The following is a 14747-nucleotide window of genomic DNA, read 5'->3' as shown; positions in this document are numbered from 1 at the left end:
CCGCTCTTGTGCAGAACGGCTATAATCTGAAAGCAATTGTTTCACTTTTTGAAATCGAGCCATGGACCGCATCGACGCCATGACCGCCTTCGTCGCCGCGCTCGACGAAGGGAGCCTCGCCGGAGCGGCGCGGCGTCTCGGGCGCTCTCCGGCGGCCATCACGCGCGCCGTGGCGCTTCTTGAGGAGCGGCTGGGCACGCGCCTCCTCCACCGCACCACCCGCGCGCTGCACCTCACCAGGGCGGGGGAGCGCTATCTCGCCGCCTGCCGCGCCATCCTGGCCGAGCTTGCCGAGGCGGACCAACTCGCGGCGGGAGAGCGCACCGATCCGCGCGGTCTCCTCTCCCTCACAGCGCCCGTCACTTTCGGGCGGTTGCATGTGGCGCCGCTGGTGGAGGAATTGCTGGAGGCGAACCCGAAGCTGGAAGCGCGCCTTCTGCTGGTGGATCGCGTGGTGAGCTTGATCGACGAAGGCCACGACGCAGCGGTGCGCATCGGTCATCTGCCGGATTCCAGCCTCGTCGCGACGCGGGTGGGGGAGGTGCGGCGCGTGGTCTGCGCCAGCCCCGCCTATCTCGCCGCCCATGGCGTGCCGCAGGTGCCGGCGGACCTCGCCGGCCACCGCATCGTCTCCTTCTCGCAGGTCACGGACAATGCCACCTGGAGCTTCGCGCCCGGCCCCGGCGGCGGCTCGCGCAAGCAGGTGAATGTGCGCGCGCACTATGTGGTCAACGGCGCCGAGGCCGCCATCGATGCCGCCGTGCGCGGGCGCGGCATCACCCGGGTGCTCTCCTATCAGGTGGAGGAGGCGGTGGCCGCCGGGCGCCTCGTGCTGCTGCTGGAGGACTATGAAGGCCTGCCTTTGCCCGTGGCCATAGTCTATCCCGAGGCGCGCCTACCGGCGGCGAAGCTGCGCGCCTTCGTGACGTTCATCGTCCCCCGCCTCAGGAGCCGGCTCGCCGCCTTGCCGGTGTCGTCTGCCTCCAGACATCTGTCCGGTCGGGATTGAGCGGGCCCCGTTCCGGCGTCGGGGCATCGGCCGTCCGCGTCAGCCTTCCGTGCGCAAGGCCACCAGCTCGGACAGGCTCGTCACCACCACGTCCGGCGCATGACCGAGAGCTTCCTCCTGCGTGCGCAGCGCGCGGTAGAAAGCTGAAGCCGCCAAAGGCCCGGGCGCGGCCAGCTCGGCGGCGAGGGCAGCTTCCGGCACGCGCGAGATGCGAGCCACGTTGAAGCCGAACTTCTTCGCGCCGGCGATGTCGAAGCCGTTGGAGGAGACGAACATGACCTCGCCGGGCGTCACGCCCAGCCGCTCCTCCACCAGCTCATATGCGCGGGGATCCGGCTTGAAGCAGCGCTTGGCATCGACGCTGATCGTCTCCTCGATGAACGGCGCCAGCGGCGATTGGCCGACCAGCGCCTGCAACATGGCGGGGCTGCCGTTGGAGAGAATGGCGCGGCGCACGCCCGTCAGCCCGGCCAGCGCCTCGGCCGCGTCGGGATAGGCGGCGAGGCGGTGGTAGGCCTCGGCGACATCCTCGAACAATTGCTCCGTGGGCCTCAGCCCGAGGATGCCCAGCGTGTAGGTGAGGGCGCGGCGGGTGACGGACCAGAAATCCTGATAATCCCCCATGAGCGAGCACAGCCAGCTGTATTCGAGCTGCTTCATCCGCCACACCTGGGTGATGATCTCGCCATGGCCCGGAAAGGCCGCGTCCGTGACGGCGCTCACCGATTGCACATCGAACAACGTGCCATAGGCATCGAACACATAGGCCCGGATCATGGGCGGCATCCCGACATGGAGGGGCTGGGATCGCGCGCCGGATCAGACCGGCGCGCGCGGATTGAGGGCGGCGAGGGCGGGCTTCACCACCCCCTCCAGCAGGTCGCGGCCGGGGCGAAGGCGCGCCAGCACGCGCAGGCCGAGATGGACGCCGAGGAGCATGCGCGCCAGCTCCTGCGCCGGTTCCCGGTCCTGGATGGTGCCATCGGCGCGGCCGGCCTCGACGCGGCGAGTGAGGAAGGCTTCCACCTGCCCGAGGGAGGCGAGCGCCGCGGCGCGCAGCTCGGTGTCGTGCGGCCCCATCTCCACCGCCGCATTCACCACGAAGCAGCCCTTCATCTCCGGGTCGTCGATCGCCCGCTCCAGCGTCTCGCGAAAGAAGGCGGCGATGGCCTCGCGGGGGGAGATGTCGGGTGCTTCCAGCCGGCGGATGCGTTCCGCCATGCTATGGCTGGCATAGCGCTCCAGCGCCTTCTCATAGAGCGTGCGCTTGTCGCCGAAGGCGTTGTAGAGGCTGGCACCGGTGAGGCCCATGGAGGCGGCGAGATCGCGCACCGAGGTGGCCTCATAGCCACGGGTCCAGAAGCAGCGCAGCGCCGCATCCAGTACCTCGCCCTCGTCGAACGCCCTCGGCCGCGCCATGGTCCCCGTCTTTCTGCCTCTATCTCCGGCACAGCGTAACCCGCGCCGGAGAAGGCGTCATCCGGCCGGCCGGGCGGTCTGGCCGAACAGGACCTTCTTGCCCTCTTCGGTCACCGTCGGCCGCTTGGTGAAGGGTTCGCCCTTGGCATAGGCGGCGATGGTCGCCGGCCGCGCCGCCACCGCCTCGAACCAGCGCTTCAGGTTCGGGAAGGTGTCGAGGTCCTGCTGCTGGCGCTGGTGCGGCACGATCCACGGATAGATCGCCATGTCGGCGATGGAATAGTCCTCGCCCGCCACGTTGGCGCTCTTGCCGAGGCGGGTGTCGAGCACGCCGTAGAGACGGTTCGTCTCCTTCACGTAGCGCTCCATGGCGTAGGGGATGCGCTCCGGCGCGTACTGGACGAAATGATGGTTCTGCCCGGCCATGGGGCCGAGCCCGCCGACCTGCCAGAACAGCCATTCCAGCACACTCTTGCGGCCGCGCACGTCGGCGGGAATGAAACGGCCGGTCTTCTCCGCGAGATAGAGCAGGATGGCGCCGGATTCGAAGATCGAAATGGGCGCCCCGCCGTCTGCCGGTGCGTGATCGACGATGGCCGGCATCCGGTTGTTCGGGGCGATGGCGAGGAAGTCGGGCTTGAACTGGTCACCGGCGCTGATGTCAACCGGGATGATCTTATAGTCTAGGCCTGCTTCTTCCAGAAACAACGTGATCTTGTGGCCATTCGGGGTTGGCCAATAATGCAGGTCGATCATGCGGGATCATCCCTCTACTGGCATTCACGCGATCTAAAACCGCGCAGAACGCATTTTCCGATGCCGACAGCTTGCGCAGCCGTCTGATGCGTGCATTCTATATCAGTCGTTCTAAAACGCAATGCGCCGCTTCGGCGTCTGCCAGCGAAGGGTGGTCCCGGTGATCCGCTTCTATTTTCATCCCACGCCCAACCCGGCGAAGGTCGCGCTCTTCCTGGAGGAGACCGGCCTTCCCTACGAGATCGTGCCCGTCGACACGGCGAAGGGCGAGCAGCACGAGCCGGCGTTCCGCGCCATCAATCCCAACGGCAAGGTGCCGGCCATCGTCGATACGGAGGGGCCGGGGGGCGGAGAGGCGCGGGTGTTCGATTCCACCGCCATTCTCATCTATCTGGCGGAAAAGACGGGCCGCTTCGGCGGTGATCCGAAGGACCGGCCGGAGCTGCTCTCCTGGCTGCTCTTCATCGCCAGCGGGCTCGGGCCGTTCTCCGGCCAGGCGGTGCACTTCCAGCACGCCGCGCCCGAAGGGCTCGGCTATGCCGTCAACCGCTACCGGCGCGAAGCGGAGCGGCACTATCAGGTGCTCGACGACCTGCTGGCGACCCGCCCCTATGTCACCGGCAACGACTACACCATCGCCGACATGTCGCTTTGGGGCTGGGTGCTTCGGGCCGGGCGGGTGTTGAAGGGCGAGGAGGATCCGCTGGCGCGCTTCCCACACATCAAGCGGTGGTTGGCCGAGATCGATGCCCGCCCCGCCGCAGTCCGTGCCCGCGAGGTGGGCAAGGACCACAGCTTCAAGCCCATGGGCGACGAGGAATCGCGCAAGGCGCTCTTCCCCTCCAATTACCCGCCGGCGGCGTAGAGATCACGCCTCCACCCGGATGCCCACGTCGCCCTGTCGGTTGATCACGGACAGGGCGGCTGTGGCGTCCACCCGCTCCACCTTCACGTCGATCCGACCGTCCGCGACGGCGAGACCGGTGAGGGTGAGGGTGTCCAGGAATTCGGGCAGCATCGGCCGCTCGAACACCGCGCGCCGCTCGGCCACGTCGAAGCTGAGGCCGAGCGAGGCCTGGAGAAGCGCGAGTGGCGCCGCCGCTGCCCAGGCCTGGGGGGCGCAGGCGACCGGATAACCCACGGGCCCCCGATTGCGCTGGCGGGCGAAGCCGCAGAACAATTCGGGAATGCGCCTCAGGTCGAAATAGACGGACGCGCGAAACAGCCCCTCGAAGATGCGCGCCGCCTCGGCCCGGAAGCCATAGCGGGCGAGGCCCATCGCCACCACGGCGTTATCGTGCGGCCACACCGAGCCATTGTGGTAGCTCATGGGATTGAAGCGCGCCTCGCCCGCCGCCAGCGTCCGCACGCCCCAGCCGGAGAACGAACTGGTGTCCATCAGGCACGCCGCCACCGCTTCCGCCCGCTCGGGCAAAGCGATGCCGGAAAACAAGGCGTGGCCGGCATTGGATGTGCGCACGCGGCAGGGTGCCTTGTCGCCATCGAGCGCCAGCACGTACGTGCCCAAAGCCGGATCGAAGAAGGCGGCGTCGAAGGCTGTCCGCAAGTCGCGCGCCCGCGCTGCGTAGGCCTCCGCCGCAGCCGGTTCGCCGAGTGCCCGGGCGATGGCGGCGGCCGCATTCCACGCGGCATAGGCATAGCCCTGCACTTCGACGAGCGCGATGGGGCCGTTGGCGAGCCGGCCATCCGCGTGGAAGATGCTGTCGTGGCTGTCCTTCCAGCCCTGGTTCACCAGCCCGTCGCCGCGCCGGCGGCCATATTCGATGAAGCCGTCCCCATCGCGGTCGCCGTGCTCACGCATCCAGCCCAGCGCCGCATCGAGAGACGGCCACAGCTGGCGCAGCGTCTCGATGTCGCCGGTGCGCTCGAGATAAGCGCCGGCCAGCATCACGAACAGCGGGGTAGAATCGATACTGCCGTAATAGCGACGGAACGGCACCTCCCCGAGTTCCGCCATCTCGCCGAAGCGCACCTCGTGAAGGATCTTGCCGGGCTCGGCATCCGCCTCCGGATCAAAGGTGGTGGCCTGATTGGCGGCGAGATGCAGCAGTACGCCGCGCGCCAGTGAGGGTGTCACCCACAGGGTCTCGAACGCCGTGATCAGGGCGTCGCGCCCGAACACGGTCGAGAACCAGGGCACGCCCGCGTAAGGGTAGGGGCCCTCCGGCAGATCGGTGATGAGCACGTTGAGGTCGCTCACCGCCCGCCGCAATCCCTCGTTGAAATGATCGTTGGAGGAGGACACGCCCGCCGAGCGCGCCGTTCGCGCCCGCATGTCGGCCCGGATGTCCTTGAGGCCGAGCCGGAACGCCTGCCGCGCATCACGCCCCGGCTCAACACCGTCACAGCGGATTTCCACGAAGATCAAGAAGCCCTCGCCGGGCTTCAGCGTGAGCCGGTAAAGTGCGCGGTCGGCCTTGAGCGAGGTCGGCGTCGGGGCGAAGGCGAGGCGCGTGGTCCGGGTGCGCGCATCAAGGCCGCGATAGGAGAGACCGACATGGCTTTCGCCAACGACCGGCGCCGCGATGCGGCCGCGCTTCGCCCGATGGGAGCCACGCACCTCGAAGAGGTCCACGAAATCGGCATCGAAGAACAGGCCGATCTCGAAGGTCCGGGTCTCGCCGTCGAAATTGCGGATGGACAGGCACTCATGGCACGCCCCCCGGAACAGGAAGCGCGACCGGCGCAGATGGATGAGGTCGTGCGCCAGTTCGGACTGGTCGCTGCGGGCGGGAAGGTCCGGATTGGTGAGGTCGCAGCTCAGCGTCGCGTTGTCATCGCGCACTGTGGAGCCGAGCAGCAGCGGGCGCACGCCATCGATGGTGAGGAAGAACTGCGAGAGATGCCGCGTGTCGCGGTGGAACAGGCCATGGTTGCTGGCAAGGCCGGGGACGGCGTCGCCATGGGCATCGAACACGGCGAAGGTCTCGTCGTGCTTGAGCGTGCGCGGCATCGCCTCGATCTGCGAGGCGCTGGCCGCGATGGCATAGCCCGGCTCCTGCGGGTCTGCGGCAGCGGCGCGGGCCGCGGCATCAGGTGGGGGCATTGACGCGCCCGTCGATCAGTTCGCGCAACGTCATGCGGGGGGGCACGGGTGCGGCAAGGCGCTCGTAGAGGGCCACATAATCCCGCGCCATTCGCGCCGCCGAGAAGCGTTTCACGAAGGTGCGGCGAATGGCGGCCCGATCTAGCCGGTCAAGCTCGCCGACGCGCGCCACCGCCTCGTCCTGATCGGCGACGATGAAGCCGGTAAGGCCGTTCTCCAGCACCTCCGGTACAGAGCCGCACCCATAGGCGATGGTGGGCGTGCCGCAGGACATGGCCTCGATCATCACCAGTCCGAACGGTTCGGGCCAATCGATCGGGAAGAGCAGAGCCCTGGCATTGCCGAGGAACTGCGCCTTCTGCCGCTCGTCGATCTCGCCGATGTACTCGACGCCGGGGGTCGCCTCGACCATGGGGCGGATCTTCTGTTCCCAGTAATCCTCGTCCACCCGATCCACCTTGGCGGCGATCTTGAGCGGCAGGCCGGAGCGGGCAGCGATCTCGATGGCGCGGTCCGGCCGCTTCTCCGGCGAGATGCGGCCGAGGAAGGCCAGATATTCGCCGCCCGCCGCATTGAAGGGCAGCAGGCTCTCCGGCAGGCCATGATAGACGGTCGACGCCCAGTTCACCGGCGGCATGGGCTTGCGCTGGTGGTTGGAGATCGAGACCAGCGGAAACTCGTCATACAGCGCATAGAGCCGGTGCGCGGCGACGCTGTCGAGGCGGCCGTGCAAGGTCGTGAGCGTGCGCGGCGCGTGCTCCTTCAGCACGGGATAGTGCAAAACGTCGACGTGCACATGGATTACGTCGAATTCGTCCGCCCGCCGGCGCACCCGCTCCAGCATGAGCATGTGGAACACGATGGGGTCGACCGGACCCGGCGACAGGCGCAGGCCCATCTCGCACATGGGCTCCAGCTGTGCGGACGTGAGCGAATCGCCGCTGGCGAACAGCGTTACCTCATGACCCTGCGCCACCAGCTCCTCGGTAAGATAGGAGACGATGCGTTCGGTTCCTCCGTAACGACGCGGCGGCACGCTCTCGATGAGCGGCGCGATCTGGGCGATGCGCATGTGTCTCTCCTCCGGCGTCGCCGGCGCGATGTGGACCGAGGATGCGGACGTGGACCGGGTTCTTTCGCCTGAACGCGGCGGGTCGGGTCGTGGTTTCACTGCAGGTGCGAAAGAGTTGCGCCGGCCGACCTGCACTGGACGCGTCAGCTTGGCGGTGGGGCGATGCCGCGGTGCTGCGGATATACGAAATGTTATCCACACGCTGTGGACGAAAGAGAACATATTGCGAACTGAGAACAAAACAGGTACAACTGCTACGTTCTTATTTCCCTTGCACCAGCACCGGAGCGCGGCGATGACTCAGGCGACACTCCGACTCGTCGAAGGTTCTTCCATGGACAAGACCAAGGCGCTGGATGCCGCCCTCTCGCAGATCGAGCGGCATTTCGGCAAGGGCTCCATCATGCGGCTCGGCAAGGGTGGAAAAGCCCTTGAGATTGAGAGCATTCCCACCGGTTCTCTGGGGCTCGACATCGCGCTGGGCATCGGCGGCCTGCCCAAGGGGCGCGTCGTCGAGATTTACGGTCCCGAATCCTCGGGCAAGACCACGCTCGCACTTCACACCATTGCCGAATCTCAGAAGCGCGGCGGCACCTGCGCTTTCATCGATGCCGAGCACGCGCTCGACCCGATCTATGCCCGCAAGCTGGGCGTGAACCTCGACGATCTGCTCATCTCCCAGCCCGACGCGGGCGAGCAGGCGCTGGAGATCGCCGACACGCTGGTGCGCTCCGGCGCAGTCGACGTGCTGGTCGTCGATTCCGTGGCGGCCCTCACCCCACGCGCCGAGCTTGACGGCGAGATGGGCGACAACCAGCCCGGCCTGCAGGCCCGCCTCATGAGCCAGGCGCTGCGCAAGCTCACGGCCTCCATCTCCAAGTCCAACACCATGGTTATCTTCATCAATCAGATCCGGATGAAGATCGGCGTGATGTATGGCTCGCCGGAGACCACCACCGGCGGCAACGCGCTGAAGTTCTACGCCTCGATCCGCCTCGACATCCGCCGCATCGGCGCCATCAAGGAGCGCGACGAAGTGGTGGGCAACCAGACCCGCGTGAAGGTGGTGAAGAACAAGCTGGCGCCGCCCTTCAAGCAGGTCGAGTTCGACATCATGTATGGCGAGGGCGTCTCCAAGACCGGCGAACTGCTCGATCTCGGCGTCAAGGCCGGCGTGGTGGAGAAGTCCGGCGCGTGGTTCTCCCACGACAGCCAGCGCCTCGGCCAGGGCCGCGAGAACGCCAAGACCTTCCTGAAGCAGAACCAGGAGGTGGCGGCGCGCATCGAGGCGGCCATCCGCCAGAATGCCGGCCTTATCGCCGAGAAGATCCTCGCCGGCGATCCCGAGGAGGATGCCGAGGGGTCGGCCGCCGACGCCTGACCCTGACTTCGGGCGTGGCGGCTGCCGTGTCCACAGGTTCAGCGCGGGCGGGGCCGGACAGGCTCCGCCCGTTCGCGTTCCGGGTGCCCTTTCGTCTGCCCGGCTTGGCCTTGTGGCCTGGCGTTTCTGGACAAGCGGCGGACCCATCGTTAAACGAACCCGGTTCCGCCCGCCGCAAGGTCCGGGGAACCGCGCGACGCCCGAGGGATCGGCCCCGATCCGGCCCGAGGCGCTGGCGCGCGCAGTGATCACCAGAGCCGGCCGCCGCAAGGCCCGGCCTCCTAAGGACAGTGCCGGCACCATGAGCGGCGTCAACGAGATCCGGTCGAGCTTCATCGACTACTTCGTCAAGGAGGGCCACGAGGCCGTCGCCTCGTCGCCCCTCGTGCCGCACAACGACCCCACGCTGATGTTCACCAATGCCGGCATGGTGCAGTTCAAGAACGTCTTCACCGGCGTCGAGAAGCGGCCCTATTCGCGGGCGGTGACATCGCAGAAGTGCGTCAGGGCCGGCGGCAAGCACAACGATCTCGACAATGTGGGCTACACGGCGCGGCACCACACCTTCTTCGAGATGCTCGGCAATTTCTCGTTCGGCGACTATTTCAAGGACCGCGCGATCGAGCTTGCCTGGAACCTCGTGACCCGCACCTTCGAGCTGCCGAAGGACCGCCTGCTCGTCACCGTCTACAGCGAGGACGAGGAAGCCTACGGCCTGTGGAAGAAGATCGCCGGCCTCTCCGACGACCGCATCATCCGCATCTCTTCCTCCGACAATTTCTGGTCCATGGGCGACACCGGCCCCTGCGGCCCCTGCTCGGAGATCTTCTTCGACCACGGCCCGCACATCTTCGGCGGCCCGCCCGGCTCGGCGGACCAGGACGGCGACCGCTTCATCGAGATCTGGAATCTCGTGTTCATGCAGTATGAGCAGCTGCCGGGTGGCGAGCGCGTCGGGCTGCCGCGGCCGTCCATCGACACCGGCATGGGCCTTGAGCGAATCTCAGCCGTCCTGCAGGGCACCCACGACAATTACGAGACCGACCTCATGCGCGCCCTCATCGCCGAGGTCGCGGAATTCACCGGCGTCGATCCCGAGGGGCCGCAGAAGGCCAGTCACCGGGTGATCGCCGATCATTTGCGTGCGTCCGTCTTCCTCACCGCCGACGGCGTGCTGCCCTCCAACGAGGGGCGCGGCTATGTCCTGCGCCGCATCATGCGCCGCGCCATGCGCCACGCGCAGCTGCTCGGCGCCAAGGACCCGCTGATGCACCGCCTCGTGCCCATCCTGGTGCGCGAGATGGGCCGGGCCTATCCCGAGATCGTGCGCGCCGAGCCGCTGGCGGAAGAGACGCTGCTGCTGGAGGAAACGCGCTTCCGCCGCACGCTGGAGCGCGGCCTGTCCATCCTGGAGGAGGAGAGCCAGGGCCTCGTCTCGGGCGCCAGCTTCCCCGGCGACGTGGCGTTCAAGCTCTACGACACCTACGGCTTCCCCCTCGACCTGACCCAGGACGCCCTGCGCGCCCGCGGCATCAGCGTCGATACGGATGCGTTCGATGCCGCCATGGCCCGCCAGAAGGCGGAAGCCCGCGCCAACTGGGCCGGCTCCGGCGAGGCCGCCACCGACACGCTCTGGTTCGCCGTGCGGGACAAGGTCGGCGCCACCGATTTCCTCGGCTACGACACCGAGAAGGCGGAGGGCGTGGTCACCGCCCTGGTGCGCGACGGCGCCGAAATTGGGGCTTTGAACGCCGGCGAGACCGGGCTCGTGGTGCTGAACCAGACCCCGTTCTATGCCGAATCCGGCGGCCAGGTGGGTGACACCGGCCGCATGACCGGTGAGGGCGGCATCGTCGTCGAGGTGCGGGCCACCCAGAAGAAGCTGGGCGACCTCTTCCTGCACGATGTCAAGGTGGAGAGCGGCACGCTCAAGCCCGGCACCGCTCTGGTGCTGGAGGTGGAGCACGGCCGCCGCGCCGCGGTGCGCGCCAACCATTCCGCCACCCACCTCCTCCACGAGGCCCTGCGCCGGGTGCTCGGCGAGCATGTGGCGCAGAAGGGCTCGCTGGTCGCGCCCGATCGTCTGCGCTTCGACTTCTCCCACCCCAAGCCTCTCAGCGAGGCCGAGGTGGCCGAGGTAGAGGAGATCGCCAACCGCTTCGTGCTGCGCAACGAGCCGGTGGAAACCCGCATCCTCGCGGTGGACGACGCCATCAAGTCGGGCGCCCGCGCCCTGTTCGGCGAGAAGTACGGCGAGGAGGTGCGCGTCGTCTCCATGGGCACGGATGACGGCAACGGCGCGCCCTATTCGGTGGAGCTGTGCGGCGGCACCCATGTGAAGCGCACCGGCGACATCGGCCTCATCTCCGTGGTTTCCGAAGGCGCGGTGGCGTCTGGCGTCCGCCGCATCGAGGCGCTCACCGCCCGCGCGGCCCGCAAGCATCTCAACGGTGCGAATGCCGCGCTCATCGCCACCGCCTCGGCGCTCAAGGCCCCGGTGGCGGAGGTGGAGGCGCGCGTCGCGGCCCTCGTCGAGGAGCGGCGCAAGCTGGAGCGCGAGCTGGCCGAGACGCGCAAGAAGCTCGCCATGGGCGGCAGCCGGGGCTCGGCGGACGCCGTGCGTACGGTCGGCGACATCAAGCTTTTGGCCCGCCAGGTGGAAGGCATCGAGATCAAGGATCTCAAGGGCCTCGTGGACGAGGGCAAGAAGCAGATCGGCTCGGGTGTGGTGGCCATCGTCGGCGTCACGTCCGATGGCAAGGCGGGCATCGTGGTGGGCGTCACCGCCGACCTCACCGCCCGCGTCGATGCGGTCGCTCTGGTGCGTCGCGGCGCCGAGGCGCTGGGCGGCAAGGGCGGCGGCGGTCGTCCTGACATGGCCCAGGCCGGCGGACCGGATGGCGACAAGGCCGAAGCGGCCCTCTCCGCCATCGAGGCGGCGCTGGCGAACTGATCGGCGGCGCGGTCTCATTCTCGCGCGCGGGGTGGATTTGATCCAGCCCCTTGCGTTGCGTCGGTCCTTGTTGCCACACAGGGGTGGGGCGCCGTGGAAGGCAGCGGAGTGGCGACGCGGTGAACGACAGCTTCCTCAAGGATGCGTTCGTCTATCTCCTCGCCGCGGGCGTGCTGGTGCCGCTATTCCATCGCGCCCGCATCGGGGCCGTGGTGGGGTTCATCGCGGTGGGCGCGCTGGTGGGGCCACATGGGCTCGGCCGCCTCGCCGATACGTTGCCGCTGATACGCTTTATCACGATCTCCAGCCCGGAGCGGGCGGCGCCCTTCGGCGAGCTCGGAATCGTATTCCTCCTGTTCCTGCTGGGTCTGGAGTTCTCCACCGCGCGCCTGTGGGCGCTGCGGCGCGAGGTGTTCGGCGTCGGCTGCCTGCAGGTCGTGCTGTGCGGCGTGCCGCTCGCGTTCGGCGCGATCCTCGTGGGATATCCGCCCAGCGTGGCGCTGGTGCTGGGTTCCGTCCTCGCCCTTTCCTCAACGGCGGTGGTCAGCCAGTTGCTGATCGACCAGCATCGCGCCCTTGCGCCGCTGGGCCAGCTCGTGATCGCCGTGCTGCTGTTCCAGGATCTGATGGTCGTGCCGATCCTGCTGGCGGCCGAGCTTCTGACCGGCAATGCGCCGGACGTGCTCACTCTGGCCGGCCTGGCGCTGGCCAAGGCGGCGGGCGCGGTGGCGCTGATCCTCGTGGCGGGGCGCTTCGTGCTGGCGCCTCTGGTCGCGGCGGCGGCATCGACGCGCTCGCGTGATCTCATCATGGCCATCACGCTGGTTGTGGTCGTGGGCTCGGCGGCGGTCACCCACCGGGCCGGGCTCTCCAGCGCGCTCGGAGCCTTTCTCGCCGGCATGCTGCTGTCGGAGACGGCCTACCGCCATCAGATCGAGGTGGACCTCGAGCCATTCAAGGGCCTGCTCATCGGCGTGTTCTTCGTCACCGTGGGCATGAGCGTCGATTTTGCCGTGGTGCTCCCCCGGCTCGGCTGGGTGGTGGCCGGCGTCGTCTGCATTCTCGTTGTGAAGGTTGCCTTCACGTTTGCCGCCGGGCGTCTCATGCGGGTGGCGGCGCCGACGGCGGCCGAGGCGGCCGTGCTGCTGGCACAGACCGGAGAATTCGCCTTCGTGGTGCTGGCGCTTCTGGCGGCGAGCGGAGCGCTTGCTCCAGCGGATGCTGGCGTGCTCGTGGCCATGGTGGGCCTCAGCCTCGCGGCGACGCCGCTGCTCGCGCGGGCGGGGCGGCGCCTGGGGCGGCGGCTCGATGCCCGGCTTCATGAAGGTCTGGCGGTGCCACCGCCCACACGTCCGGAGCGGCATGTGATCATCGGCGGTTTCGGGCGGGTGGGCCGCACGGTGGCAGAAGCGCTGGATGAAGAGGGTGTCGCCTATGTGGCGCTCGATAACGATCCCCGCCGCGTGGCCGAGGCGCGAGGGGCCGGCCTGCCGGTGTATTTCGGCGATGCAGGACGGGCGGAGATGCTTGAGCGCCTTGGCGCCGAGCGGGCCAGTGCCTTCGTCGTCACGCTGGATGCGCCCAATGCGGCCGAGCGCATGGCGGCGGCCGTGCGCCAGCATTGGCCGGCTGCCGCGATCATCGCCCGGGCCAAGGATGCGGAGCACGCCCACCGCCTGTCCGCGCTCGGGGTGGCGGGCGTGATCCCGGAGGCGCAGGAGGCGAGCCTCCAGCTCGCCGCGCGGCTCTTGACGCAGCTCGGTCTCCCGGACGAGGTGGTCACCGCGCGCACCGAGACTGCCCGGGCTCGCATCGAGGCGGCGCTTGCACGCGCACGAAGCCAAGGCGGGCAGCGAATCTGAGGGCGAGATGAAGGTGCAACCGGTCCGGCGACGGGTATTCGACATTCTGGAACGGGACCTGCCGGGCGACCGCACGGCGGACTTTGTTCATTATTTCCTGATCGGAACGGTGCTCGTGTCGGTGGCCGGCGCGGTGCTCGCGACAGTGCGGTCGCTTGAGATCCACGATGCGTGGTGGTTCAAGGTTGGCGAGTTCGTCGCGCTGCTGATCTTCACCGTGGAATATGGCTTCCGCCTGTGGGTGGCGCCGGAGCACCCGCTGCGGCGCGGCATGTCCGACGCCAGCGCCCGCTTCAGCTATGCGCTGACCGTGCCGGCGCTGATCGACCTCGTTGCCATCCTGCCCTGGTTCGTGGCCCTCGCGACCGATTTCGACCCCCACGCACTGCTGGTCCTGCGCCTCGTGCGCTTCCTCAAGCTCGCGCGCTATTCCTCGGGCTTCAACGCGCTCTATCTCTCCATCCGGCGCGAGCGCTACGCGCTGTTGTCGTGCCTCATCATCCTGTGCTCGGGCGTGCTCATGTCGGCCACCGCCATGTACCTGACCGAGCGGAACATCCAGCCAGACAAGTTCGGCTCCATCCCGCTCGCCATGTGGTGGTCCATCACCACACTCACCACGGTGGGCTATGGCGACGTGGTGCCGGTGACCAACCTCGGCCGCGTCATCGGCGGGATCACCATGATTTCCGGCCTCATGATGCTGGCGCTGCCCATCGCCATCATTGCCGGCTCCTTCGCCGAGGTGATCTCCAAGCACAATTTCGTCGTCACCTTCTCGATGATTGCCCGGCTGCCGCCCTTCTCCGAACTCGATGCGCCCGTGCTGGGCGACATCCTGCCGGTGCTGCATTCCCGCAGCTTCGACCGTGGCCACCATGTGGTGCGGCGTGGCGAGGAGGCGGCGCATCTGTTCGTGGTGCTGGAAGGGCGGGTGGAGATGGAGACGCCGGACGGCATGCGCACGCTGGGGCCAGGCGAGGTGTTCGGGCTCCTGCCCGGCCACACCAAGCCCGATCCGGTGGCGGTGCGGGCGGTGGCCAAGACCAAGATCCTCTCCATCGAGGAGAACGAGCTTTACATGCTCGCCTTGCGCCACCCGGACGTGATCGGCCGGCTTTCGGAACTGCATCCGGACGTGAAGCCGGAGGGCGAGGCGCCGGCCGCCTGACGCCCGAAAAGAAAAGGGGCCGCGCACGGCGACCCCTTGATTTGCGGACCAGATCGC

General features: G+C 68.0%; 11 protein-coding genes. 6 read left to right on the top strand and 5 right to left on the bottom strand.

Translation table 11 applies throughout. The annotated features are described in order from the left end of the window. The first annotated feature begins 61 nt into the window (after positions 1–61). Positions 62–1009 carry a LysR family transcriptional regulator gene (locus tag J2126_RS00345; RefSeq protein ID WP_209483084.1) on the top strand — a complete coding sequence of 316 codons (948 nt, stop codon included), beginning with the start codon at positions 62–64 and terminating at the stop codon, positions 1007–1009. 39 nt (positions 1010–1048) lie between these two features. On the opposite strand, the gene J2126_RS00340 is transcribed toward J2126_RS00345, so the two are convergent. From J2126_RS00340 to J2126_RS00330, 3 genes are read right to left on the bottom strand one after another with little or no spacing between them, the layout of a single operon-like run. Continuing rightward, the gene (locus J2126_RS00340; RefSeq protein ID WP_209483081.1) at positions 1049–1786 is read right to left on the bottom strand and encodes a haloacid dehalogenase type II; all 738 of its coding nucleotides are present in this window, start codon (positions 1784–1786) and stop codon (positions 1049–1051) included. 42 nt (positions 1787–1828) lie between these two features. Beyond that, positions 1829–2428 (bottom strand): TetR/AcrR family transcriptional regulator, encoded by a 600-nt coding sequence (locus tag J2126_RS00335; protein ID WP_209483079.1) that lies wholly within the window; start codon positions 2426–2428, stop codon positions 1829–1831. Positions 2429–2485: 57 nt separating this feature from the next. After that, positions 2486–3184: a glutathione binding-like protein gene (locus J2126_RS00330; RefSeq protein ID WP_209483077.1), complete on the bottom strand. Its 699-nt coding sequence runs from the start codon at positions 3182–3184 to the stop codon at positions 2486–2488. 160 nt (positions 3185–3344) lie between these two features. Between J2126_RS00330 and J2126_RS00325 the strand changes: the two genes are divergently transcribed. Further along, positions 3345–4049 carry a glutathione S-transferase family protein gene (locus J2126_RS00325; RefSeq protein WP_209483075.1) on the top strand — a complete coding sequence of 235 codons (705 nt, stop codon included), beginning with the start codon at positions 3345–3347 and terminating at the stop codon, positions 4047–4049. Between the two features lie 3 nt (positions 4050–4052). On the opposite strand, the gene J2126_RS00320 is transcribed toward J2126_RS00325, so the two are convergent. Next, on the bottom strand, positions 4053–6251 hold the full coding sequence (locus J2126_RS00320) for an amylo-alpha-1,6-glucosidase (protein WP_209483073.1): 2199 nt from the start codon (positions 6249–6251) through the stop codon (positions 4053–4055). Beyond that, complete coding sequence (locus tag J2126_RS00315; protein WP_209483071.1) at positions 6238–7323, bottom strand: glycosyltransferase family 4 protein; 1086 nt, start codon at positions 7321–7323, stop codon at positions 6238–6240. Before J2126_RS00315 ends, J2126_RS00320 begins: the two co-directional genes overlap by 14 nt. A 295-nt stretch (positions 7324–7618) precedes the next feature. Here J2126_RS00315 and recA point away from each other — a divergent pair, with 295 nt between their 5' ends. The 4 genes from recA to J2126_RS00295 all read left to right on the top strand — a co-directional run bounded on the left by recA (position 7619) and on the right by J2126_RS00295 (position 14690). Continuing rightward, a complete protein-coding gene (gene recA / locus J2126_RS00310) occupies positions 7619–8704 on the top strand; it encodes a recombinase RecA (RefSeq protein WP_209483070.1) in 1086 nt (361 codons plus the stop codon). Between the two features lie 301 nt (positions 8705–9005). After that, on the top strand, positions 9006–11657 hold the full coding sequence (gene alaS / locus J2126_RS00305) for an alanine--tRNA ligase (protein WP_209483067.1): 2652 nt from the start codon (positions 9006–9008) through the stop codon (positions 11655–11657). Positions 11658–11776: 119 nt separating this feature from the next. Next, positions 11777–13519 carry a cation:proton antiporter gene (locus tag J2126_RS00300; protein WP_209483065.1) on the top strand — a complete coding sequence of 581 codons (1743 nt, stop codon included), beginning with the start codon at positions 11777–11779 and terminating at the stop codon, positions 13517–13519. Between the two features lie 7 nt (positions 13520–13526). After that, a complete protein-coding gene (locus J2126_RS00295) occupies positions 13527–14690 on the top strand; it encodes a cyclic nucleotide-gated ion channel (RefSeq protein ID WP_209483063.1) in 1164 nt (387 codons plus the stop codon). The last annotated feature ends 57 nt before the right edge of the window (positions 14691–14747 follow it).

The sequence above is a fragment of the Xanthobacter flavus genome, from assembly GCF_017875275.1.
GTDB lineage: Bacteria > Pseudomonadota > Alphaproteobacteria > Rhizobiales > Xanthobacteraceae > Xanthobacter > Xanthobacter flavus_A.
The sequence above is the reverse complement of the archived record's forward strand: the minus strand, read 5'-3'. Positions and strand labels throughout refer to the sequence as shown.